The following is a 24,598-nucleotide window of genomic DNA, read 5'->3' as shown; positions in this document are numbered from 1 at the left end:
ACGCTTTTCATTTAATAATCGGACAGTTAAAAGCGTCTCAAATAACAAAAATAAAATAAATGTTAAAAAAAAATTGATTTTCTCAATCATGACCTCTTCCGATTTGCTTTCCAAAACAGGTCTCAAAATTAAATATCCTAATAACATTTGCGTAAAGGTTCCGAAAAGGAAAACCATTCCAACAATTTCAAAATTCTTCTTTTTTACTATTAATAATATAAGGTATAACAATGCGGAAATTCCGAAAAAAATTAAATACAAAAATTCTATACTATAATAAAAGTTTTGGGGGTTAACTTTTAAAAGTAAAAAAGCTGCTTTATGCAAAACATATGCTGCCAAAGCTAAAAAGAACAATTGTAAAATAGGTTTGTAAATTTTTAAAAGCATTTGAAATAATTTTTTTGCAAAGATGCAACATTTATTTAAAGCACTTTAAACGTAATTTACTTTGTTTTATTAATGTCGTTTACTTGCCGGATAACATTATATAAGGCTAGTCCAACGCCAAGCATTACAAAAATTGTATTATAATAAACTTTGGGACTTGGATGATTTTCATCTAACCAAGTACCAAAATAGGAAAACAAAAAAATAATAATTCCCATTTGAACGGGAATATTTATTAGCGGCAACCATTTATTCCGCCTGTTTTTGTTGGGCTCCTTTTCCATCTTTATTTGTTACTTCGTTATTGTTTTTCAACATTGTACAAGTAGCTGCAAATTCGGCTCCTGGCTCAATAGACAATTTTCCAACAGCAACTTCTCCATGAATATGTGCTGATGCTTTTATATTAAGGATTTCCAGAACTTTTATCTTGCCATGAAATTCTCCTTCAATATCGGCATTGTTACAAATAATTTCTCCTTTAATAACACCGCTGGATCCAATCACTAATTTTCCTTGTGATGTAAAGTTACCTATTAACTCTCCATCTAACCTGAAATCGGCTTTGGAAACAATATCTCCTATTATAGAAGTTCCTTCAACAATTCTGTTTGTTTTACCTAATTGCTCAGTTCCGTTTTTTTTTACTTTGTCAAACATTTTATTATGGATTTTTGGGGGCTAAATACGTTTCAATGTTTTTCTTGATTTGAATAACTTTATAATTGTCACTCGAGATAATAATTCCTGGCTGTGCAATTTTATATTTTTTATCATCTCTTAAGATCCCAACAACATCATTTGCATAAGCCTCTGATTTAATTCCATGAATAACTACAAAATTGTAGGTTTTATTGTACTTATCCACAGAAGTTGTTAATCTCTCATAATTTTCAACTAATAAAAACACTCTTATTGCTTCTTCAATTTTTTTACTTGTTTTAGAATCATTACTTGAAACCTGATATAAAATTTTCCAGTTTTTATTGTCAACTGTCGTAAAATCAAGCTTTTCTAAACTAGGAATTTGTTTCTCCAGAATTTCACGTGCATTTTTTCCTTCTTCGGTATTTGGATAATTATCTGCAACTGCTTCAAGACCTTTTTTATAAGCTGCTAAACCGTTTGTTTTCCCTAAAGTGTTTGCTTTCAGTAATTCATATTTAGAAACAATTTCATCACCTGAATATTGATTTATTAAATTATCAATATTATCTAAAACCACATAATATTGTTCTTCTTCAAACAGCTTATACCATTTCTTGTATTCTTTGTCAGGCGTAACTAAATCTTCTTCACTTGTCTTATTCAAAATTTGAGCATATCTCGAATTTGGATAAGTTCCAGTAATTTTTGCTTTTATTGCTTCGGCTTTAGCAGGATTTGTAATTTGATAGATTTTATACAAATTATACATCGATGGCAAAACCAATTTTTCTTCAGGATTATTTTTTAATAATTGTTCCAGCTTATCGCTTGCTAAATTATATTCTTTAAATTTTTCTTTATAAATGAGTCCTAACTGGTAGTAAGCAAAATTTCGTTCTTTACCAATGCTATCCATTACAATTTGAGATGTTGGAAGCTGCTTTTCGTAAAATTCTGTGGTGTACTTTTCAATAACAATGGTATCTTTTAATGCGTTCATCGCATCTGGATTGTTATTTAAAGTATCGTTTAATGCAACATTATTTGCAGATTTTACAGCTGCCAATCTCCAGTTTGTTCCTAAAGTTCGGCTGCCCCACATTTTTTTAAATTGCAATTTACCGTAGGCAACTGTTGTAGGATTATAAAAATAGAAAGTACTTACCGGCGAATTTCCATCAGGCGGCATAATAGCTCCCACATTTGGATCTGAAGGTTTTCCTATTGATGCAGGATTTATAGCTGTTGGCCCGCCGCCGCCAGAATTTGAATTACGTTCTATATTTGCTAGTCTTTCTTTTTCTTTTTCTTCTAAAATACGTTTGGCTTCATCTTTCTTTTTTAATTCAGCGATGTAATTTTCAAAATAAATTTTTCGATCCGGTGCCGGTAAATCATGAACTTTTATAATACTGTCATTTCTTTTGGCAATTGCTTCATATTTAATGACGTCATCCAGATTTTTTCGGTTTTTTTGAATAAAAGCATATTCTCTCGTTTTCAGATCTAATTTTACCAATGTACTGTCATAATATTTGGCAGCCATTGTATAATCTGTATTTTTAAAATACATATCTCCTATATTTCTATAAGTCGAAGCCACTAAATATGAATCTTGCGATTTTCTTGCTAATGATTTATTATAGAATTGCAAAGCATTTTCCTGCTGTTTCTTTTTATCATAAAAAACCCCCATTTCATAAAAAAGGACATCATAGTAAGGTCTGTTTTCACGATCCTCAACTAAATCATTATAGGTTTTTAAAAATATGGTGTCATTGCCATTTTCATAATCATACATCTGTGCTTTCTTAGCATACGCATGCATCATATATTTTCTGTCGGCTTTGCGGTTCATATCGATTACACCATCATAAAAATAATTGGCGCTGTCTTTTTTTCCAATTTCCTGATACATCTGTCCAAGAATAAAACGATAGCGCGCTTTGTCTTCGTTTATTCTCGAAAATTCTTCTGCAATTTTAAGCTTCGTCACAGCACTATCTCTTTCTTCTAAATTTAAAAAAGCTTCTGCTAATAATGCATTTGCATCTGAAAATGTTTGCTTATTTAAATCCGTATTTTTTAATAAAAGATTGATGTTTTTTATTACAATAGCGTCATTACCTAAACGCATATTGGTTTTTTCGCGCCAGATTTTTGCTGTATAAATATTACTGCTGTTTGGGTATTTATATAAAATATAATTGAATGCTTCCAAGGCGGGAATAAAGCGCTGATCGTAGTATCTGGCTTTTCCTAACATTAAATAAGCCTCATCAATTTGGGAGTTTTTTTCTCTTCCCCCAATATTCATAGAATGTTTCTGAATGGCTTTTGTTGCTTTGGTTTCTGCTTTTTCAAAATCTGCATTTTTTGCTTTTCCTTCTTCAGAAAAGTTTTCATCAACCTGCATTTTTTCAATAGGAAGCATCTTCCAAAAATTATCCTTATTATCTGCCTGAATAGATTTTAAACCTTTGTCTAAACCAATACCGCCATTGTACAAAATATTATATTTTGTACTTAAAGCGTGAGAATTTCTGGACAAAAAAGTGTTCTTTTTGGTAGAACAAGCTATCAAAACAAACAGAAATGCCAAAGCAGAACTATATTTAAGAGTATTCTTTTTCAATAGAAAAGATTTTAAATCAATTAACTTCTAAAAAGGATTTTTAGTATAATGCCCCGTAAAATTACGCTTCTTTTTGATATATCGGTACTTTAAACAGCAAAAAACGATTCGAGTTCTTGTAAGGTTTCTTCTGATGTTTGAATATCTTTTACAATTTCGCCTTCATTAAGTGCAACAATACGATCGCAAACTTCTACTGTATGCTGCAAATCATGGCTGGAAACCAGAACTGTAACGTTTGGATTTTGTGCCAGCTCTTTTATAATTTTTTTCAATCGGCTTACAGTTGTAGGATCTAAATTTGCAAACGGTTCATCCAGGACAACAACTTCAGGATTTCCTATAAGTGTGGCAATAATCCCCACCTTCTTCTGATTTCCCTTAGACAAATCACGAAGGTATTTTTTGTTATTGAGAATTTCTCCATTAAAAAACTCTTTGTATTGCGCTAACAAAGCGTCTATATCGGCTTTATTTTGATGGCGTAAATCTCCAATAAAATAAAAATATTCTTCGGGAGTTAAATAGCCAATCAAAAAACTTTCGTCTAAAAATGAACCTGTAAATGATTTCCAGTTTTCACTTGTATTTACCTCAATATTATTGCTTTTAATATTTCCTGTTGATGGTTGAATCAGATCCAGGAGTAAACTAAAAAAAGTAGTTTTCCCTGCGCCGTTATTTCCCACTAATCCAAAACTTTGACCCTTTGGAATTTCAAGAGACTTAATGTTTAAAACTGTTGTACCGTTATATATTTTTGAAAGCTGATTTACTTGTATCATTTGTAATTTTAGATTTTAGATTGATGATTTTAGATTGATGATTTTAGATTTAAAAATCTCCCGTATGTTTTTAATATTGAATTTTATTTGATAAATTTTATCAAATTGGCACATTATCTAATTAACTCTTTTGTTTGTAAGCTTGGATCGTGCTGTATTTTTCAATTTTGTATCTTTTTTCGATTAATGAAAAAACAGAGTTCCTAAAAATAAAACCCAGAATCCCTGCTCCTGCCACCAAAACTAATCCGAGATTTTTATTTCCTAAATAAAGTCCGATGCCGTATAATCCCAAAGGCAATAATAATTTTGGCAAAGTCAACAACATGGCGCTTACATTAAATGCTTTTTTGTCTCCAAAAGCGCCTCCGGCACTACTTAAATCAATTGGAGTTTTTGTAAAGGCACCTCCCAGAAGGACCAAATGCGAATTGACTCCTATGTTATAAATCGCTCCAACGACAATGGTTAAATAAATTTCCCATCCGTACAAAAGATAAAATGATGCTAAAATTGTCGAAATAAAAGTGGCAATTACAACCAGCCACCATTTTGAAGTAATGTATCCGCGATACGGAATATTTTGTGTCATCATCAACTGATAATACGAACTGTCCCAGCTTGGTACAAACTGCCCGAAGACAAATAAAAAACCGCCCGAAACAAATATTCCGGCAAAAATATGCATGATTTCCGGCTGCTGCGTATTTCCAAAAAAGATCAATCCGTAAAACAAAAAGAAAAAACTCATAATAAGGGTCGTTTTTGATCTTTTGTTTCTTCGGATTAATTTAATATCATTTTTAAGAAACGTTCCTAAAGTTCCAAATTGATTTAGCCAAACCAAATTCTCAGTCGTTGCAATGTCTTCTTTTTTAGAAAGTCCGGCATCTAAAAACAGATTGTTTTTAAAATATTTAAAAGTAAACTGATACAACCCAATTAAAATTAAAACCGGAATTAAAAACAATCCTTTTTTGCTGTAAAGTCCCTGAAAAAATGGTGTTGTAAAAACAGTAATGTCAAATAATTCATAATATTGGGCTATTCCTAAAACCAAGGCAAGTGCAATAAAAACAACAAATAATTTATCGATATTACTTAAAATAATATTTAAAAAATTGTTGATATATACTAAAGAAAAAATTGCCAAAAGCCAAAACGTAATTCCAATGATATCATAACCTTCTATTATTAATACAATTGCAAACGGAACAAAGAAAAGTGCATGAACCCAATTGAAAAAGGACAAAGCAGTTTTGCCCAATGAAAAATGAACGATTGTAGATTTATTAAAAGGTAAAACCAATAACGGTTTTATATTAAGAACAGGAATTGCCTGCATTAACAAACGAATGACCAAATCGAATAAAAAATAATAAATCAAAAATCTATTGACTGTTAATAAGGGTTCGAAATTCATTTCTTTGAGCAGGTAAAAAGTACCAACGCCCATTGCGATAAAGATGACCGAGAAATAGACCATCAAAAAGCCTATTAAAATTTTCATGGCCAAATTTGCTCCAAAAGAGGCAGATCTTGTAAAGGCCTTCCATTCCAGATAAATGAACTTTCTAATCATGGTTTTGGTTTTGAGTTTATAGTAAGAGCTCAAATGTAAGAAAACATTACAAAAAAAGTTAAAAATAATAAATTCGTATCTATCAATTAAACGCCGTTTGCTACTTTTGCATAAAAATTAAACCATGCCTTCATTCTTAAAACTTATAATTAAAGAGGTAAAACGTGAAACTGCCGATGCGGTTTCGATACTTTTTAATGTTCCGGAAGAACTAAAACCAGATTATAAATTTATTGCCGGACAATACGTAAACTTAAAATTAACTCTTGATAATCAGGAAATTCGCCGTGCTTATTCTATTTGCTCAGCTCCAGAAAGCGGTGAATTGAGAATTGCAGTAAAAGCAGTAAAAAACGGTTTGTTTTCGCAATTTGCCAATACTAAATTAAAAGCAGGAGACGTTCTTGAAGTGGGACAACCGGAAGGAAAATTTACTTTTGAGCCAGATGCCGAAAGACAAAAAAATTACGCAGCTTTTGTTGCCGGAAGCGGAATTACTCCTGTACTTTCTATCATAAAATCGATATTAAAAAGCGAGCCAAAAAGCTCATTTGTATTAGTTTACGGAAATAGAACTCCAGAAGACGCCATCTTTTACCAGGAATTGCACGACTTGCAATTGCAATATGTAGGACGCTTTTTTGTTCATTTTGTATTTAGTCAGGCTAAAGCTGAAAACGCATTGTTTGGCAGAATCGAAAAATCGGCAGTAAATTTTGTTTTGAACAACAAACACAAAGAACTTGAATTTGATAAATTCTACTTGTGCGGTCCGGAAGAAATGATCAATACCGTTTCGGCAATTTTGAAAGAGAAAAACGTAAAAGATTCTGCTATTAAGTTTGAACTTTTTACTTCTTCATCTCAGGAACATGAAATAAAAACTTCGCTAGAAGGACATACAAAAATCACTGTTTTGGTTGATGATGATGAAGTTTCTTTTGAAATGTCTCAAAAACAAACCATTCTTGACGCAGCTTTAAAACAAGGAATCGACGCTCCGTATTCTTGTCAGGGCGGAATTTGCAGCAGCTGTTTAGCGCGTGTAACATCCGGAACTGCCGAAATGACTAAAAATTCTATTTTAACCGATAAGGAAATTGCTTCAGGCTTAATTTTAACTTGTCAGGCGCACCCAACTTCGGAATCTATTTATGTAGATTATGATGATGTTTAGGTAGTTAAAATTTTAAATAAAAAATTCCAAATTCCAAGCTTAAAATTGGGATTTGGAATTTTTTTTGTTTGTAATTATTAGCAATCTTTGTCAAATTGGGATTTGGAATTTTAAAAAATTGGAATTTAATATTAGTTATTATGAAATCAGTACGCGAAATTTTTAAAAACAAAGAATATCTTTTGGAAGAGGCAGAAGTTGTAAAACTTATTGATTATTGTGAAGAATTGCAAGATGAAATTGTGGAGTTTAAATTTCAAAAAAACAATAATAAAGAACTGGCAATGCTATATATGCTTCGCGAAGTTATAAAAGGCTGTAACGAAATTGAAAAAGCACAAATGGAACATGAACGATTTGGTTTTGAAGCTCCTGACTATCAAACTACAATTTCAAATCTTAAAAATTATATTTATGGAAGATGCCGTGATGAGAAAATTTGGTTGTGAAAAATTAAAAATCCAATAAAAATAAATCCAAATTCCAACTTAAAATTAAAACCGCTGTATTTAATTGATAAAAAAGCATATTACATTTTAAGTATTTTTTAAAAAATGAGCTAAAATTTTAGTATATTAGTAGTTCAAAAGCTGATACATTTTTCTCTGTGTAAAGCTATTTCTATTTGTCAACACGTTTAAAAACATTAAATTATGGCAATGCATCACTACCTCCGTTTAACTTTTATATTCCTTTTTGTTGTAACATCTTTGTTTTGTGTCTACTTTATAATTAAAAAAAGAAGAAACAGGAAAGCTCCTAAAATGATTTCAAAAGAAAAATATAATTCAGCAATCAATGAAGAAATGGCTGAGATATCAGTTGCAAATGATAGTTTTTTTAATATCTGGCCGTATGTAAGTGAACTAAAAGCAGCTAAAATTTTATCAAATAAAATTAAAGAATCTGATTTGGTATATAAAGTTTACCGAAATTCAACCGAAGATTTTGAACATATTTTATTAACTACAGAAAAAGAAAATCATTTTGTTAACGTTGTAATCGATAGAAACAAAAAGAAAGCAATGGGTTATCTTTTCCTTGATTTATGATAAATTAAATTCCAATAAAAAAATTCCAAATTCCAACTGTACAATTGGGATTTGGAATTTTTTTATTGGAATTCTTACTGTAACTGTGACTGAATCCTGTTCACTATTTTATCCGGAGAAATCGTTCTCATCGCATCTTCGTAACCTTCAACAATTTTATTTCCGTAAACAGATGTTGGCAATTTTGGATATTGATTTCTGTCTGAAGTTAAAGCATTTTCCAGGCTTTGATTAAACGGCAAAAATCCTGCATAAGGATGCGTTGCGCCCCAAAGCGTAATAACTTTAACGCCCAACATTGCGGCAATATGTGCGTTGCCGGAATCCATAGAAAGCATTACATCAAGATTGCTTATTAATTGTAATTCCTGCTGAAATTTAATTTTTCCAGCCATATTTATTACATTTTCAAAGGATTGTGAAAGCGAATCTAATATTTCGATTTCTTTTTTTCCTCCGCCAAAAAGCAAAATTTTATAGTTTTGATTTTGTGCCAAAGTTGTAATAACTTCTGTCATTAAATTCAAAGGATAAACTTTAGAATCATATTGTGCAAAAGGTGCAATTCCAATTAATTTTTGATTTTGACCGCCAATAATTTCTAAAATCTCTGCACTCAAATTTGCCTTTTCAGGAAAAGTTGCATTAGATAAATCCAGAGGAAAACCAAGTTCTTCAAAAACCTTTGCATGTCTTTCGAACATTGTAGGTAATTGTTTGAAAATTTTATTTTCTGCTCTGGTTAATTCTTTTTTTCCTTCACGACCTTTGTCAACAGTGGCTCTTTTTTTTCCGCTTAAAGCGAAAAGCAAACTCACAATTTTAGATCTTAATACATTATGAAGATCTGCAAAAGCATCAATTTTTAATTTCCGGACATCCTGAAACAATCGTAAAAGTCCCGCGAAACCTTTGTGACGTTCTTTTTCATCAAAAGCAAAAAAATCAAGATTTGGAATCCCGTCAAAAAAGGGTTTAAAAAACGGACGTGAAATTACTGTTAATTTAACTTCGGGATACTGTTTTACAAAAGCGCGTAAAACAGGAACCGTCATGGCGACATCTCCCATTGCGGAAAGTCTCATGACGGCTATATGCTTAATATTGGACAATTTTGCCAATTATTTTTTATTTTGATATAAAACAGGATTTAATTCATCGTCGTTGTACATTTTCATTTGTTTGTACACTTTCATGAATTTATCGCCATTTTCGATGTCTGTCAACAAATCATCAATTGCTGTAGACAAATCACTTCTTTGCTCTAAAAGAACGTTTAATTTTTCCTGGCATTTATCTCTGTGTTCTTGTGAAGCCTCAGCACGAGTAGCTTCTTCATTCATGTGATAAATTTTTAAAGCCAAAATAGACAATCTGTCAAAAGCCCAAGCCGGACTTTCAGAATTGATTTTTGCACCATCTTTTGCTTTTACATCACTATATTTTTGCAAAAAATAACTGTCTATATATTCCACCATATCTGTACGTTCCTGATTTGAAGCATCAATTTTTCTTTTTAAAGTTAATGCTGCAACCGGATCAATTTGCGGATCACGAATAATATCTTCAAAATGCCATTGAACAGTGTCAATCCAGTTTTTTAAATATAATAAATGCTCAAATTTATCCTTAGAATATGGATTGTTTATAGGTTGATCAACGTTATCAAACTGATGATAATCTTTGATGCTTTGTTCGAAAACAGAATATGCTAATTTTGAAAACATGTCTTTAATTATTAGAGAAGCAAAGATACTTTTTATACTTTTATGCTGTGAAAAAAACGTTGGTTTTTTCATTTTAGTATCGCAAATCATTGATAATTCTAAAAACTTCATATGAAAATTCATTATATATCTGAAAATAATAGCGTTTTAAATCATTTTTTGGGTCAAATCAGAAATGTAAATGTTCAAAATGACAGTATGCGTTTTCGAAAAAATATCGAACGAATTGGCGAAATTATGGCTTATGAATTAAGCAAAAATTTGTCGTATAAAAATGTAGATATTCAAACGCCGCTTGGCATTAAAAAAACTACCGAAATTAATGATGATCTGGTTTTATGTTCCATATTAAGAGCCGGATTACCGTTGCATAATGGCTTTTTAAATTATTTTGATCATGCCGAAAATAGTTTTGTTTCTGCTTGCAGATATCATCCAAATAACGATCATGAATTTGAAATTCGGGTTGAATATCAAGCCGTTTCAAATATCAATAATAAAACCGTTTTACTTCTTGATCCAATGTTGGCGACGGGACAATCAATAGTGGCAGTTCATGAAAAATTGGTTCAGAATGCTACTCCAAACGAAATTCATATTGTTGTTGTTATTGCTGCTCCGGAAGGTGTAGCCTATCTTGAAAAAAATCTTCCAGACAATTGCCATCTTTGGGTTGCATCTCTCGATGAAAAACTGAATGAAAAAAATTATATAGTGCCGGGACTCGGCGATGCTGGCGATCTTGCTTACGGCAGTAAATTATAATTGAGTAAAAAAAGCAAATAAACTACACGCAATTAAAGTATAAAATACAATTTCGCTGTTTAATTTTTGCTGCACATATTCGACATAACTTGCCGCCATCATTGTTAAAGGAGCAATGCTAAACAATAATAAATCGTTGCTTTTATCTGGCGAAATAATAAAAACAAAAGCTGCTATAAAAAAACAGGCTACGATTTTTTTGTATGAAGAATGTACAATTTGGGGCCTGTTTGAAAAAGTCATTAACATTGAAACGACGAAAAATAATGCCACGGCCACATAAATGGATAGTGCTCCGTTTTCGTAATTATTCTTAAAATAATTAATATTAAAATCAACCACAGCACGTTTTTGAAAAAATTCAATTGCGTTAATATGGAAGATTAAAGAGATCAGTAAAAAGATAACCGCAACGGCCATAAGTGCTATAAATGGCAAAACCCAGTTTCTATAATCGCGCGAAACGTGAAAAATAATCGATATAAAAACCAATATCAGGAAAAGAATAGACCAAAATTGAAATAAAGAAGCTATTAAAATCCAAAAAGAAGCATCAAATATTTTTTCTTTTGAAGCTTTTAAAGATTGTAAAGAAATCAATCGTCGAAGTGCCAGCAAAACAAAAAAGTTGGCATATACTACATTTGCATTATTAAATATTGTGGGGAAAAACAATATAAACAATAAGTAAAAAAATATCGCGTAACCATTGTCTTTACTGAGGCCGTTCTTTTTTACAATAAAATTTATCAGAAAAAAAGAAGCAAATATAAAGCACAATAAACTCATTTTCTGAAACGCCAAAAATGAAGAACTCATCCATGATGGTTCCTGAAATTGAAACAGAAAAAAGAAAACCAGTATTAAAATTACGACCAACGAATAATTTAATGGCGTAGATTTTCTAAAAACACTTGTTATCATAAGGATATTTTATACTTTTGTGATTGTAAATATAATACTTGTTTAAAAAGTAAAACCAACAAGTTGAAAAAAGATTCTATAATCTGAATTCGATTTCAATGCGTTACACAACAATAAATAACATATAATTTTAGAAATTATGACAGCTTTTTTTGAAGGAATACAATACTTATTCGTTAACATTTTATTTGCTCCACTTGACTTTTTACGTCGTTTAGAACTTGTTACATGGTTTGGTGCAAATACAATTAACTGGATTTTTATGATCATCTGTGCATGCGCAATCGTTTATTGGATTAAACAATTACGCATTTTTGATGACGCTGGAACAGAAAACCAAGATACTACAGCTCACTCTTTTTTAAAGTAAGTCGAAGCCAATATCTTTTCTAAAATACATCTTATCAAAATTTAGTTTATCTATGTTTTGGTAAGATTTTTTTATGGCTTGTTGGAAATCGTCCCCATAAGATGTTACTGTTAATACACGACCTCCATTACTAACGACATTTTCGCCATCTAATTTTGTTCCTGCATGAAAAACAATAGAATCTGTAATATTTTCTAATCCTCTAATTATTTTTCCTTTTTCAAAATCTTCAGGATATCCCCCGGAAACTACCATAATTGTAGTCGCGCTTCTTGGATCTACTTTTAATTCGAAAGAATCTAATTCCTGATTGGCAACCGATAAGAATAATTCAACCAAATCCGATTCTAATCTTGGCACCACAACTTCTGTTTCAGGATCACCCATTCTTACGTTATATTCAATAACAATTGGTTCATTTTTTACATTAATCAAACCAATAAAAACAAAACCTTTATATTCGATTCCGTCTTTTTGGAAACCTTCAATTGTTGGTTTTACGATTCTTGTTTCAATTTTCTCCATCAAAACAGCATCAACATAAGGAACCGGAGAAACTGCTCCCATTCCGCCTGTGTTTAATCCTGTATCACCTTCGCCAATTCGCTTGTAATCTTTTGCAGTTGGAAGAATTTTATAACTTTTTCCGTCTGTTAAAACGAAACAGCTTAACTCGATTCCGTCCAAAAATTCTTCAATAACTACTTTTGAACTTGCCGCTCCAAATTTTTGGTGAACCAGCATGTTTCTCAATTCAGTTTTAGCTTCTTCAAGATCCTGAATAATCAAAACACCTTTTCCAGCTGCTAATCCATCTGCTTTTAAAACGTATGGAGGTTGTAAAGTTTCAAGAAATGCACATCCATTCTCTACCGTTTCAGCAGTAAAACTATCGTAAGCAGCTGTTGGAATATTGTGTTTCATCAGGAATTCTTTAGCAAATTCCTTACTTCCTTCTAATTGAGCACCCAATTTTGATGGTCCAATTACCGGAATATGTTGTAAACTTTCGTCGTTTTTAAAATAATCGTAAATCCCTTTTACCAAAGGATCTTCTGGTCCTACAACAACCATTTTTACATTTTCCTTAAGTACAAATGCTTTTATGGCATCAAAATCGGTTGGAGACATTGCAACATTTGTAGCAATTGCAGCTGTTCCCGCATTTCCTGGTGCAACAAAAAGTTTTTCGCAAAGCGGACTCTGAATCATTTTCCATGCAAAAGCATGTTCTCTTCCGCCTGATCCCAATAGTAAAATTGTCATGGTATAGTTGTATTTAGTTGTGGTGCAAAAATAATTGCTTTTGTACGTAAAAAATAATTAAATCTTAAAAAGTTGTTGATTCTTCTCTGTTAGTAATTGGTAAATATTATTTTTGGTGAAAATTTATCTTCAAAAAATGATATCACTTTTCGATCTTTCGTTAAAATTAAATGGTTTTCCAATCAAAGAAGCTAAGGCCGAATTGAATCGAATTGTGAATTTATCTACTGAAGAACATGCGAAATTCATTCAGGATAAAAAAAGAGATATTGTTGATTTTCATTTACAAAACAATTCTTTTTACCAGGAATTAGTTGGAAATAAAAATGATTATAAATGGGAAGATTTACCGATTTTAAACAAACAAAATTTACAAAAACCGCTTGTAGAAAGACTTTCTAAAGGATATACTCTAAAAAACGTTTACCTCAACAAAACATCAGGATCGAGCGGAACACCTTTTGTTTTTGCCAAAGATAAATATTCTCACGCTCTTACATGGGCATCGAATATTATGCGTTTTGGATGGTTTAATATTGATTTTAATCATTCTTACCAAGCACGTTTTTACGGCATTCCGATGGATTTTATTGGGTACCAAAAAGAACGTTTTAAAGATTTTTTAAGCGGTCGTTTTCGCTTTCCGGTTTTTGATTTGTCTGATGAAGTTTTGGAAAAATTCCTGGGAAAATTTAAAACGCAAAAATTCGATTATATTAATGGTTACACGAGTTCGATCGTTTTGTTTGCTAAATTTTTAGAAAAAAGAGATATTATTTTAAGTGAATTTTGTCCAACTTTAAAAGCTTGTTTTGTTACTTCGGAAATGCTTTTTGAATCGGATAAAATATTGCTGGAAAAACAATTCGGAATTCCGATTATCAACGAATACGGAGCCTCAGAATTGGATTTAATTGCTTTTGAAAACACAAAGGGCGAATGGCAAATAAATGCTGAAACATTATTTCTTGAAATTTTGGATGAAAATAATCAGATTCTCCCTTATGGAAAAGAAGGCCGAATTGTGATTACTTCTCTTTTCAATAAAGCAAATCCATTTATCAGATATGATATTGGCGATATTGGAATTTTGGATGAAAAAAGTACGCCACAAAAACCCATCTTAAAAAAATTGGTTGGTAGAACAAATGATGTTGCGATTTTACCAAGCGGAAAAAAATCTCCCGGCTTGACATTTTATTACGTAACAAAAAGCATCATTGAAGATGATGGGAATGTAAAAGAATTTATCATCAAACAAACCCAATTAGATTCTTTTGAAATTGAATATGTTTCTGAAAATGAATTAAATGCAGAACAAATTCAAAAAATAAAAGAAGCAATTGCGCTCTATCTTGAATCCAATTTGAACTTCATTTTTACCCGAAAAAATGTCTTAGAAAGAACCAATCGGGGTAAATTAAAGCAATTCAAATCGTATTTGTAATATAAATAAAATCTTACATTTGTTTTTTTAATTAAAACTTATGGACGATCAATCTTTACTTTCAGAAGAAACTATTTCAAACAAAATATATTTTATCCGCAATCAAAAAGTGATGCTTGATGGTGATTTAGCTTTACTCTATGGAGTCGAAACTAAAAGATTAAATGAACAGGTAAAGAGGAATTTATCCCGATTTCCTGAAGATTTTATGTTTCAACTTAATGATAATGAGCATAATTCTCTAAGGTCGCAATTTGCGACCTTAGAGAAAGGAAGAGGTAAATATCAAAAATATCTTCCTTTTGCTTTTACTGAACATGGGGTTATGATGTTGTCAAGTGTCCTAAAAAGCGGCAAAGCAATTCAAACTAATATTCAAATTATGCGCATTTTTACAAAAGTGCGACAAATGCTTCTGGATACAACAGAAATTAAAGTCGACATTCTACAGATTCAAAAGAAATTGGAGAATCATGATAAAAATATAGAGTTGGTTTTTTCTTATTTAGATGAACTAACAGAGAAAAAAGAGAATGAAAGTGAAAGAGTAAAAATTGGATATAAGAAATAATCAGAATTGGAGGTCACAAATTGTGACCTCCAATTCTGGAAGTGATTTTTTAAGATCACAAATTCTGATCTTAAAATTAAACTCAAATCTTGAAGTCGCAATTTGCGACATCAAGATTTAATAAGTGAAATTCTTCAAGGTCACAATTTGTGACCTTAGAGAATATTAAATCTTCTTTATATATCGAGGCTTAATAATCAACTGTGTAAATAAAAATCGTGTCATCAACAAAACAGAAAACACAAAATTGAATCCGTGAAATTCTCTATAAACACCAAAATTGTGTTTTATCAATTTGAATTTTGAAGCAGATATTGAGTCTTTTCTTATTCTGTAAAGAGCTAAAATCTCCGGTACTGGTTTCGTTACTTCAATTTGTTTTAAAATCGTAAGCCATAATCGCCAGTCTTGTCTCTTTTGTGTTGCTTCGATAACAACTTTTCCGAAAAAACCTACATCATAAATCGCGGTTAAGTTGCCAACGTAATTACAAAAAAACAATTGATCGTAAGTCAATTTTAATGGAGCCTCAACTCGCCTGTTTAAAGAATTTCCTTCTTCATCTATACAATCATAAAAACTGAAAGTAAACGGTAAATTGTTGGTTTTCAAAAATTGAATCTGTTTTTCCAATTTCATCGGGAACCACAAATCATCTGCATCTAAATAAGCAATATATTTCCCGTCTGCCTTTTCTAATGCAACGTTACGCGCAAATCCATTTCCGGAGTTTTTAGATAATTCTGTTAATTTTATCCGGTTGTCTTTTTGGGCAAATTCTTTTATAATGGCAATCGTTTTATCTGTAGAAGCGTCATCAACCAAAATCATTTCCCAATTTTGATAACTCTGATTTTGCACAGATTCTATAGTTGCCCGAATAAATTTTTCGGCATTAAAAGTTGGCGTTATAATCGAAACTAATTCACTCATTAATATGCTTTTTTATCGCCTTTAAAAATATTGATTACGGTTTGAAAAATTATTTTCAAATCTAAAATAAGAGACCAGTTTTCGATGTAAAAAACATCAAATTTTATTCGGTTAATCATATCTCTTTCTATTGTGATTTCACCTCTAAAACCACTAACCTGTGCCAATCCGGTAATTCCGGGTTTAACACAATGACGGATCATGTATTTTTTTACTTTGTTTCCGTATTCTTTATTCTGTGACCAAAGATGCGGTCTTGGTCCAACGACCGACATGTCACCTTTTAAAACATTAACAAACTGCGGTAATTCATCTATGCTTGTTTTTCTCATGAAACGGCCAATTGCCGTAACGCGGGGATCGTTTATTGAAGCTTCTTTTTCTGTAGTTTTATTAATTCGCATGGAGCGAAATTTATAACATACAAATTCATTTTCTCCTAATCCAGGTCGTCCTTGTGTGAAAAAAACCGGGCCTTTAGATTCTAATTTTATTAGAATTGCCAATATTGGGCCTAACCAGGATAATACAAACACAATAATTAAAATAGAGAAAACAACATCAAAAGTACGTTTCAATACTTGAATTGCCGGTTCATTAAGCATGGTCTGCTTTAACGAAAGTACGGGGAAAAAATCGTAATAATCTATTTTTAGATTCTTGGAGAAAATCTCTTTTGTGTCTGGAATAAACTTTATTGTTTTATTATTTTCATCTGCAAAATCAATCAAATCTTTCAAATATTTGTTTGATACTTCATTCAAAGAACAATAGATTTCATCTACTTCGTTTTCAATTATAAAAGGTTTTAAATCTGTCAGTTTTCCTGTGATATTCTCGCCTGATTTCTTATCCGAAAAATATCCGAGAAATCGATATCCATAATCTTTTCTGGTTTCAAAAAGGTTTTTTAATCGAATTGCTTCTTCTGTAAAACCTATTATAACAGCGCTTCGATAATTGCTTCCTGTAATTATTCTGTATTCTTTTAAATAAAAAAACAATGAGAATTTAAAAATTGTTACCAATAATATCGCTAACACTATAAATATTATAATGGCCGTTTGGCTAAAAACAACTTGCGGCGAAAAAGGGAAAAAAGCAATTACAACGAGAAGAAACAAAATTTCCTGTCTCAATACTTTTGCAACAATTTCAATTGGAGTCGTAAATCTGTACACATCATAAAAATGTGTTGAAAAAGCTATTAAACCCCAACCAATATATTGATAAAAAATAAACAACAACATATTTGAAACCAGCTCTTTAAACATAAAAAAGCTTAATACTGTAATAATTGTCAGATCAATTAAAATACTAATTGGCCTGATATATTTTGAGTATCTTCCTGTTTGAAATACTGTCATAATTAGTTCCCCTATGCAATCATTTTATTGCACATTTGATTTTACATAGCCGTACTTATAACAGCTATTTTATATAATTCGAAAAATCCTTGTGCTCTTCTTTTGAAAGTTCTTCTTTTGAAAGTGATCTAAAATAATCATATGTGATTTTCATTCCTTCAGAACGGCTTACTTTTGCTTCCCAACCTAATAATTCTTTTGCTTTGGTTGTATCTGGCTGACGTTGTAACGGATCATTTACCGGCAGCGGATGGTAAACCACTTTTTGATTTGTTCCGGTAAGTTTTATGATTTCTTCTGCAAAATCCTTAATTGTGATTTCATCCGGATTTCCAATATTTACCGGATAAACATAATCAGAATGCAGCAATCTAAAAATACCTTCAACCTGATCATCAACATAGCAAAAAGAACGTGTTTGCATTCCGTCTCCAAAAATGGTTAAATCTTCACCACGAAGTGCCTGACCAATAAATGCCGGAATTACACGTCCGTCGTTGAGACGCATTCTTGGTCCGTAAGTGTTAAAAATACGAACGATTCTGGTTTCAACACCGTGAAAAGTATGATAGGCCATTGTTATGGATTCCTGAAAACGTTTGGCTTCATCATAAACGCCTCTTGGTCCAATTGTATTTACGTTTCCGTAGTATTCTTCGGTTTGAGGGTGAACCAAAGGATCTCCATAAACCTCAGAAGTTGAAGCGATCAAAATTCTTGCTTTTTTCACTCGCGCCAAACCTAATAAATTATGTGTTCCTAATGATCCGACTTTTAATGTCTGAATCGGAATTTTTAAATAATCGATTGGGCTTGCCGGCGAAGCAAAATGTAATATATAATCTAAATTTCCCGGAATATGAACAAATTTAGTGATGTCATGATGATAAAACTCAAAGTGCTCTAATTTGAATAAATGTTCGATGTTTTTAAGATCACCAGTTATTAAATTATCCATACCAATAACATAATATCCTTCTTTGATAAAACGATCGCATAAATGTGATCCTAAAAAACCCGCCGCTCCGGTAATAAGTATTCTTTTCATAATGGTTTTATTGAACCTATTGGTTTTGATAATCTCTGCAAATATCCACAAATGTAATAAAATATCCTGCCTTTAAATTGACTAAATTTTTATGCAAAGAGAGATTCAATTTTTAATTCATTATTAATTGCTTTATTCTACTTTTACTAAACTAAATTTAATTATTTTGAAAGTTGTACATGTCGTTGAAGCACTAGAAGGTGGTGTATATACTTATTTTAGAGATTTGTCTCATTTTTTTGGAAATGAAGGAATAAGTAAGAATATAGAAACCTCTATTGTCTATAGCAGTAATAGAAAAGGAATTACTTCCGAGAAAGTAAACACTGAATTTTCAAACGGTGTTAATCTGATTCATCTTAATATGGTTCGGGAGATTTCTCCTTTTCAGGATTTAAAATCTATTTTAAAATTAACTAAAGAACTAAAGAAAATTAATCCTGATATAATTCATCTTCATTCATCAAAATCAGGCGTTTTAGGTCGAATTGCTTGTTTTTTCCTATTTAAAAAAAAGAAGGTTTTTTACACGCCTCACGGATATGCTTTTCTAAGAACTGACATTTCAAAAGCTTCCAGAAAATTATACTCGATCATTGAAAAAAGTTTTCAGAAATTATTTGGTGGAACAATTGTGGCATGTGGGGATACCGAATTTGAAATTGCTAAAAAAATCGGCCCCTCAAAATTGGTGAGAAATGGTGTTGATATTCCTCATATGCGGGAACACTTTTTACCTCATCAAAACTCAAAATTAACTGTTGGCATTTTAGGCCGAATCACAGCCGCAAGAAACCCTAAGTTATTTAATGATATTGCGCTAAAATTTCCGGATTTTAATTTTATTTGGATAGGTGATGGCGAACTAAGCCATTTAATTACTTCTGAAAATATTAAGATTACCGGATGGATTATGGATAAAAATATTGTTTTTGAAACTTTAAATTCAGTTGATATTTATCTCCAAACCTCTCTTTGGGAAGGTTTACCAATTGCATTATTAGAAGCAATGGTTTTAGAAAAACCAGTTATAGCAACCAATATTATTGGTAATAAAGACATTGTTGTACATAATAAAACAGGATTTCTTTTTAATGATATTAATGAACTTGATAATTATTTTGAAATTCTAAAAGACAACGAAACCAGAACTGATTTTGGAAAAAAAGCATTAAAAAGATGCGAAGATTTATTTGATACAAATCAAAATTTTAAGCAGCTTTTTGATCTTTATCAAGAATCGCTCTTTGCTGAAGCCAATAACTTGCAAAAATAGAAAACCATAATCCGCTGAAAGCTATTCCGTCAAAACGAAGTAAAAAGTCATCTGTTAAATTAGATGTAAAAAAGATTAGAAAAAAGGAAAGGATTATCGCATTTTTTAAACTATAACCTAAATATCCTATTGTAAAAATATACAAAACAACAACCAAAGGTCCCGGAATCCCGAATTTTAGTAAAAAATCAAGAAACTGGTTGTGTGTTGGAAATTCATACTTAGCCAAAAAATGCTGATTGGTTTCTTTGTAATATTTTACCAATTCCGGCTTTCCGTCTGAAGCTCCAACTCCAAAAGGAAGGTTTTTTTCAGACAATTCCCAAGCTGATTTCCAGATCGAAAGGCGGGTTACAAAAGAATTGAAAACCTTAATCTCAGGATGATCAATTTCGTCTAATTTCCCAACCTTATCCATATAAGCAAAAGTTGCTTTAGAATATTTCTCCTTCATGTATGGATTTTTTTGAACGAAGAGAAACAAAATTCCAGCTAATAAAATTAAAACTGTTGTTGATGTTATTGCGATTTTTTTTAAGTTGAATTTAGATTTTATCACAAAAAACAATACAATAGCAAATCCCAACAAAACATTTAATAATGCCATTCTTGTGTTTACAAAAAGCACGAAGAAAAAAGATAAAAGGAAAATAATAAGTTGCAATATTTTTAGCATCAATTTTTCGTTTTTTTGAAAGCTAGAAAAGACAAAATACAACGCACAAACCGAAACAAAAGCCAAGTGCATATTTAATGCCGGCGCATGAATACCAATACTGTCTGCAAATTGATATCCCATTTCCCATAAATCAATTCCACTAAGATATTTATTCATTAATTCGGGATAAATAACATTAAAACGGACGAATAACAACAACATTAAAATTGTTGTTGCGGTGCTGTAAATTTGTGTTATTTTTAAAAAATTAATTCGTTGATAATTACCAATAATAAAAATTGGAAACAATAATAGCGAACTGCTTTTTTCTATTGCTTTTAGTCCTTTTGTAAAAGAATCGTTGTTCCAAAAAAACAATAACTCCAACAATATAGGTGAAGCAATACAAGCCATTAAAATAAGGCTCATTTTGGTGAATTTTAACTTGCTAATAAAAACCAAATTAAAAACAGCAAATAAAATTATAAGCAATGAACATGGTTTTCTAAAAATCATCGCAACAGCGATCAGACATACAAAAACATGGAATATTTTATTGAAGTTCTTTTCGGAAAGATTCATAGTATAACGCAAAATAAATTAAAGGAAAAATGCCTATTTTATGTCGAACAGCAGTGCCTAAATCTGGTTCGAATACACCCTGCACAATAAAAAAGGAAAAAAGAATTAATAAAACCATCAGTTCTTTTGAGTATCTTTTTCTGTCTTTTAAACATTTAGAAAAACGAACTAATAAAATATAAAACAGCAAAAGCTGCCATATTATAAACGATATTATTTGTGGAGAAAATAAATGTTTTAAGCCGTTTAAAGGAATGTTAACCGTAAAAAATCCATAAAAAACACTTACCATTTCTCCGTACCAAGTATCAGTTTTTACGGGAGAAACAATCATGGAATTTGCATCTGAAGAACCTACCCGGTCATTGTTTACCAATTCACGACTAATTTCAGAAAGATATTTTCCCTTTATAACACCGTGGCTGAATGATAAGAAGAAGGCAATCAATAAACCGTAAAAAATTGTCGTTATGGTTTTGTTCTTAAAGCTTATTAAACTAAGCAAATACATTCCGCCGCCAATAATAGGAATCATGGCAAAATAAGGACGAAAAATTATTCCAAAAAACAGCAACATTAGAGTGGTATACAGAATTGTTTTCTTTACTGAAACCTGATCATTCATACACATAAAAACAATTGGCGTTACATACAAAAAGGTTATAAATTCTTTTGAAGGCATTGATATAAAAATGGCAATCATCAAAATTCCTATGTAAACCAAAACGTTCTTGATATTTAGCTTTTCGAAGTTGTCCGGAATGCCAATTTTATACAAAACATACATTAAAACAGGAAATTGAATTAAGGCAATTACAGGAAAAGGCAAATAACGAAAACCTGAAATTTTATAGAGCAAAATCGAAACCGGATAACTGCCAATAAATCCTATTTCGTGTCCTTTGTCATAAACTATAATTGCGGTATCATAAAAAAACCGTGGCGGCAAAACAAAAAAAGCGGCAAATGCAACAACCAAATTGGCCATCGCAATAAGCAAAAATGCTGCGGTGCTTTTTTTAATATTTTTCTGCATACTTATTTTTTATTTTAAAGCTCTGTATTTCTTGAACAAAATTGTTTTAATTCTATATCCGTTTAAAAAAAGTATCAAGGCTTTGAACGGCAAATATTGATAGAAGCGTATCACTTTATCGACTCTTAAATTTCGTTTTTTTTGAAGCAAATACTTCCAGGAAACTATATCATTACAAATATTACTTCTTGTTTTTGAAGAGAGTACGTAAAAATCTTTTAAAATTACAACATAATTAAAAGCCCAATAATTTTCTATCGCCTGATTTATATTTTCAGAATTTGCTTTTGGTGCATTTAAACCATTTTTTACCATAAAATAAACATCTTCAATGTGTTTTTCGGTTACGTTTGTAGTAATAGATCCTTTTCTAACCTGACGATAAATGTAAAATGATTTAGAGTAAATACTAAAAGTGTCAATATAATGCATTAATCGGCCGCACCATTCAATATCTTCAGATTTTCGCCCCAAGGGAAAAAACAACTGATTATCTATTAAAATTGACCTTCTAATTACTTTATCCCATGCAGAGGCGACATATAGATCATAATAAACCAAATTAATGATTTGATCCTCAAATTTTCCGGTTTTGTTTTTAATAAAACGTTGGTTGTATTTGCAATGCACATCCTGTTCAGAGAAAAAACGGGTTTCTTCATGAATAATCAAATCCGGATTTGATTCTTCTATCAGATTATTCAAATCCTTTAAAACAGAATCTCCTGACCAGTAATCATCGCTGTCTGTAAAAATAACATAATCGCCGTTTGACGTTAACAAACCTTTATTTCTGGCGTCTGATAAACCTCTGTTTTCTTTGTTAATTAATTTTATATGTGATGAACTTTCCTGGTATTTTTGGCAAATTTGAAAAGAAGAATCTGTAGAACCGTCATTAACCAAAACAATTTCATAATTAGAATAGGTCTGGCATAAAATACTCTCTAAACATTGGTTTAGATAATCCTCAACATTATAAACCGGAATAATAATGCTAAAAAAAGTTTTTTCCTTTTGCAGATTCATTGTTTTACTTTTAATTCAAAAAAACTTTAATTCTATCTTTCTGATAAATAACAATCGCTGAAACAATATTCCAAAAAAGGGAACTCGAAACAAATGCAATTGCAGCCCCAATCATTCCGTATTCAGGAATTAAAAATCGATTTAAAGCAAAATTTACGATAACAGCAATAATCAAAATAACCTGAAAAATATGCTGTCTTCCGGTCATATTTAAATAAACCGGTGCGACCCCAAATGCTGAGCAAATTCCCTGACCAACAATTAAAATAAGAAAAGCTTCCTGGGCTGCTACATATTGATGTCCGAAAAAAGACAAAATATATTCAGAGAAAAAACAAATTAAAACTATTAAAGGAAGGGTAATTCCGAAAATTAAACGTGAACTATTTCGCAAAATCTTTTTTAATTCTAATGTATTTTGACTGGAAAAAAATTCCGCAATTTTTGCAGAAACTGTAATGTTTATCGTTAAAATTATAACCGAAACAATGGTCATTATTTTAACTCCAACAGAATAAAAAGCAACTGTTTCGTCATTACGATATTTTTTCAGAAACATGATGTCAAAACTCATCAATAAAAATAAGGCCATACCACTAATCGCAATTGGATATGACTTAAAAAAAATTTCTTTATGTGAAATTTTTTCCTGTCTTTCTAAAGGTATTGTTTTCTTAAAGTAAATGAAAACTAATAAAGAACTAACAAGCGAAAGGACAACAAATCCAATTAAAAAAACATCTACCAAATAGTTTTCCTTGTGCCAATAGAATAAAGCTATTGAACCAATAATTAATGGAATATATTTAATAACATTTCTAAATAACTCTGCGACATATAATTTATCCAAAGCTCGAAAAATCTCTGTATTTAAGTTTGAAAGTCCGTGGAAAAATAATACTATTGAACCTTTCAATAATATTGAATACACTTCCTGATCTGAAAAATAATCGTTGATTAAATTTTTACTAATCGCGGCAACAATTAATAATACAATAATTGACGTTACAAATAGCATTGTAACCATTTTGACATATATGTATTTTAATTCTTCAAGAGTTCCGTTACTGGTCAATTTTCCTTTAAAATATAAAATCGACTGATCAAAACCCAACAAACAAATACTGCCAACCGCCAACAAAAAAGATCTTGCAAAATCATATTGTCCAACTAATTTTGGCGAATATGATTTTGTTAAAAAAACAGTAAAACCAAACAATAGCAACACTCCAAAAATCCTTAAAAACAAAGTAGCAAAACTTTGTTTTAAAAATGAATTTTGAATTATTCTTTCAAAAATAGTGTTGATTTTCAATTGGTTTTATATTAA

The 24,598-nt window shown here is 31.0% G+C and carries 24 protein-coding genes; 8 read left to right on the top strand and 16 right to left on the bottom strand.

Annotated elements, in window-relative coordinates:
• Window positions 1-446: 446 nt before the first annotated feature.
• The 5 genes from SD960_RS05550 to SD960_RS05530 form a co-directional block, all read right to left on the bottom strand.
• On the bottom strand, window positions 447-674 hold the full coding sequence (locus SD960_RS05550) for an AtpZ/AtpI family protein (RefSeq protein WP_042564874.1): 228 nt from the start codon (window positions 672-674) through the stop codon (window positions 447-449).
• Window positions 640-1,050 carry a polymer-forming cytoskeletal protein gene (locus tag SD960_RS05545; protein WP_318801355.1) on the bottom strand — a complete coding sequence of 137 codons (411 nt, stop codon included), beginning with the start codon at window positions 1,048-1,050 and terminating at the stop codon, window positions 640-642. The genes SD960_RS05550 and SD960_RS05545 overlap by 35 nt, the downstream gene beginning before the upstream one ends.
• Window positions 1,051-1,054: 4 nt before the next feature.
• Window positions 1,055-3,673: a tetratricopeptide repeat protein gene (locus tag SD960_RS05540; RefSeq protein WP_318801354.1), complete on the bottom strand. Its 2,619-nt coding sequence runs from the start codon at window positions 3,671-3,673 to the stop codon at window positions 1,055-1,057.
• An 89-nt stretch (window positions 3,674-3,762) separates the two neighbouring features.
• Window positions 3,763-4,458 (bottom strand): ABC transporter ATP-binding protein, encoded by a 696-nt coding sequence (locus tag SD960_RS05535; RefSeq protein WP_318801353.1) that lies wholly within the window; start codon window positions 4,456-4,458, stop codon window positions 3,763-3,765.
• 121 nt (window positions 4,459-4,579) lie between these two features.
• Window positions 4,580-6,040 (bottom strand): DUF5687 family protein, encoded by a 1,461-nt coding sequence (locus SD960_RS05530; protein ID WP_318801352.1) that lies wholly within the window; start codon window positions 6,038-6,040, stop codon window positions 4,580-4,582.
• A 124-nt stretch (window positions 6,041-6,164) separates the two neighbouring features.
• Here SD960_RS05530 and SD960_RS05525 point away from each other — a divergent pair, with 124 nt between their 5' ends.
• The 3 genes from SD960_RS05525 (at window position 6,165) to SD960_RS05515 (ending at window position 8,269) form a co-directional block, all read left to right on the top strand.
• Window positions 6,165-7,217 (top strand): ferredoxin--NADP reductase, encoded by a 1,053-nt coding sequence (locus SD960_RS05525; RefSeq protein WP_318801351.1) that lies wholly within the window; start codon window positions 6,165-6,167, stop codon window positions 7,215-7,217.
• Between the two features lie 140 nt (window positions 7,218-7,357).
• Window positions 7,358-7,666 (top strand): hypothetical protein, encoded by a 309-nt coding sequence (locus SD960_RS05520; RefSeq protein ID WP_318801350.1) that lies wholly within the window; start codon window positions 7,358-7,360, stop codon window positions 7,664-7,666.
• Window positions 7,667-7,981: 315 nt separating this feature from the next.
• On the top strand, window positions 7,982-8,269 hold the full coding sequence (locus SD960_RS05515) for a hypothetical protein (protein ID WP_318801349.1): 288 nt from the start codon (window positions 7,982-7,984) through the stop codon (window positions 8,267-8,269).
• 74 nt (window positions 8,270-8,343) lie between these two features.
• Here the strand turns inward: SD960_RS05515 and SD960_RS05510 are convergent, their stop codons facing one another.
• Both SD960_RS05510 and SD960_RS05505 read right to left on the bottom strand, forming a co-directional pair.
• Entirely contained in the window at window positions 8,344-9,354 is a 1,011-nt protein-coding gene (locus SD960_RS05510) for a glycosyltransferase family 9 protein (protein ID WP_318801348.1), read from the bottom strand.
• 36 nt (window positions 9,355-9,390) lie between these two features.
• The gene (locus SD960_RS05505; protein WP_318801347.1) at window positions 9,391-9,996 is read right to left on the bottom strand and encodes a DUF4254 domain-containing protein; all 606 of its coding nucleotides are present in this window, start codon (window positions 9,994-9,996) and stop codon (window positions 9,391-9,393) included.
• A gap of 111 nt (window positions 9,997-10,107) precedes the next feature.
• On the opposite strand from SD960_RS05505, the gene upp reads away from it, so the two are divergent.
• Window positions 10,108-10,761 carry a uracil phosphoribosyltransferase gene (upp, locus tag SD960_RS05500; protein ID WP_318801346.1) on the top strand — a complete coding sequence of 218 codons (654 nt, stop codon included), beginning with the start codon at window positions 10,108-10,110 and terminating at the stop codon, window positions 10,759-10,761.
• Here the strand turns inward: upp and SD960_RS05495 are convergent.
• Window positions 10,756-11,685: a DUF6427 family protein gene (locus SD960_RS05495; protein WP_318801345.1), complete on the bottom strand. Its 930-nt coding sequence runs from the start codon at window positions 11,683-11,685 to the stop codon at window positions 10,756-10,758. The two genes, upp and SD960_RS05495, sit on opposite strands and share 6 nt — an antisense overlap.
• A 139-nt stretch (window positions 11,686-11,824) precedes the next feature.
• On the opposite strand from SD960_RS05495, the gene SD960_RS05490 reads away from it, so the two are divergent.
• Window positions 11,825-12,055, top strand: a complete 231-nt coding sequence (locus SD960_RS05490; protein ID WP_042564884.1) for a DUF6341 family protein — start codon at window positions 11,825-11,827, stop codon at window positions 12,053-12,055.
• On the opposite strand, the gene purD is transcribed toward SD960_RS05490, so the two are convergent.
• Window positions 12,047-13,321, bottom strand: a complete 1,275-nt coding sequence (gene purD / locus SD960_RS05485) for a phosphoribosylamine--glycine ligase (protein WP_318801344.1) — start codon at window positions 13,319-13,321, stop codon at window positions 12,047-12,049. The two genes, SD960_RS05490 and purD, sit on opposite strands and share 9 nt — an antisense overlap.
• Window positions 13,322-13,457: 136 nt before the next feature.
• On the opposite strand from purD, the gene SD960_RS05480 reads away from it, so the two are divergent.
• A complete protein-coding gene (locus SD960_RS05480) occupies window positions 13,458-14,768 on the top strand; it encodes a phenylacetate--CoA ligase family protein (protein ID WP_318801343.1) in 1,311 nt (436 codons plus the stop codon).
• Between the two features lie 40 nt (window positions 14,769-14,808).
• A complete protein-coding gene (locus SD960_RS05475) occupies window positions 14,809-15,339 on the top strand; it encodes an ORF6N domain-containing protein (RefSeq protein ID WP_318801342.1) in 531 nt (176 codons plus the stop codon).
• A 165-nt stretch (window positions 15,340-15,504) separates the two neighbouring features.
• Here the strand turns inward: SD960_RS05475 and SD960_RS05470 are convergent, their stop codons facing one another.
• From SD960_RS05470 to SD960_RS05460, 3 genes are all read right to left on the bottom strand, one after another.
• Window positions 15,505-16,272 carry a glycosyltransferase family 2 protein gene (locus SD960_RS05470; protein ID WP_318801341.1) on the bottom strand — a complete coding sequence of 256 codons (768 nt, stop codon included), beginning with the start codon at window positions 16,270-16,272 and terminating at the stop codon, window positions 15,505-15,507.
• Window positions 16,272-17,639, bottom strand: a complete 1,368-nt coding sequence (locus SD960_RS05465) for an undecaprenyl-phosphate glucose phosphotransferase (RefSeq protein WP_318801340.1) — start codon at window positions 17,637-17,639, stop codon at window positions 16,272-16,274. The genes SD960_RS05470 and SD960_RS05465 overlap by 1 nt, the downstream gene beginning before the upstream one ends.
• Window positions 17,640-17,703: 64 nt before the next feature.
• Entirely contained in the window at window positions 17,704-18,687 is a 984-nt protein-coding gene (locus SD960_RS05460; protein WP_318801339.1) for a UDP-glucuronic acid decarboxylase family protein, read from the bottom strand.
• 166 nt (window positions 18,688-18,853) lie between these two features.
• Here SD960_RS05460 and SD960_RS05455 point away from each other — a divergent pair, with 166 nt between their 5' ends.
• Window positions 18,854-19,963, top strand: a complete 1,110-nt coding sequence (locus SD960_RS05455) for a glycosyltransferase (RefSeq protein ID WP_318801338.1) — start codon at window positions 18,854-18,856, stop codon at window positions 19,961-19,963.
• On the opposite strand, the gene SD960_RS05450 is transcribed toward SD960_RS05455, so the two are convergent.
• The 4 genes from SD960_RS05450 to SD960_RS05435 all read right to left on the bottom strand — a co-directional run bounded on the left by SD960_RS05450 (window position 19,899) and on the right by SD960_RS05435 (window position 24,583).
• Window positions 19,899-21,050: an O-antigen ligase family protein gene (locus SD960_RS05450; RefSeq protein WP_318801337.1), complete on the bottom strand. Its 1,152-nt coding sequence runs from the start codon at window positions 21,048-21,050 to the stop codon at window positions 19,899-19,901. The two genes, SD960_RS05455 and SD960_RS05450, sit on opposite strands and share 65 nt — an antisense overlap.
• Window positions 21,051-21,174: 124 nt before the next feature.
• Complete coding sequence (locus SD960_RS05445) at window positions 21,175-22,239, bottom strand: hypothetical protein (RefSeq protein WP_318801336.1); 1,065 nt, start codon at window positions 22,237-22,239, stop codon at window positions 21,175-21,177.
• Window positions 22,240-22,248: 9 nt separating this feature from the next.
• Window positions 22,249-23,268 (bottom strand): glycosyltransferase family 2 protein, encoded by a 1,020-nt coding sequence (locus tag SD960_RS05440; RefSeq protein ID WP_318801335.1) that lies wholly within the window; start codon window positions 23,266-23,268, stop codon window positions 22,249-22,251.
• 10 nt (window positions 23,269-23,278) lie between these two features.
• Entirely contained in the window at window positions 23,279-24,583 is a 1,305-nt protein-coding gene (locus SD960_RS05435) for an MATE family efflux transporter (RefSeq protein ID WP_318801334.1), read from the bottom strand.
• Between the last annotated feature and the right edge of the window lie 15 nt (window positions 24,584-24,598).

This window comes from Flavobacterium sp. MMLR14_040, assembly GCF_033657265.1.
GTDB lineage: Bacteria > Bacteroidota > Bacteroidia > Flavobacteriales > Flavobacteriaceae > Flavobacterium.
Note: the sequence above shows the minus strand (reverse complement) of the source record. Positions and strands in the feature narration are given on the sequence as shown.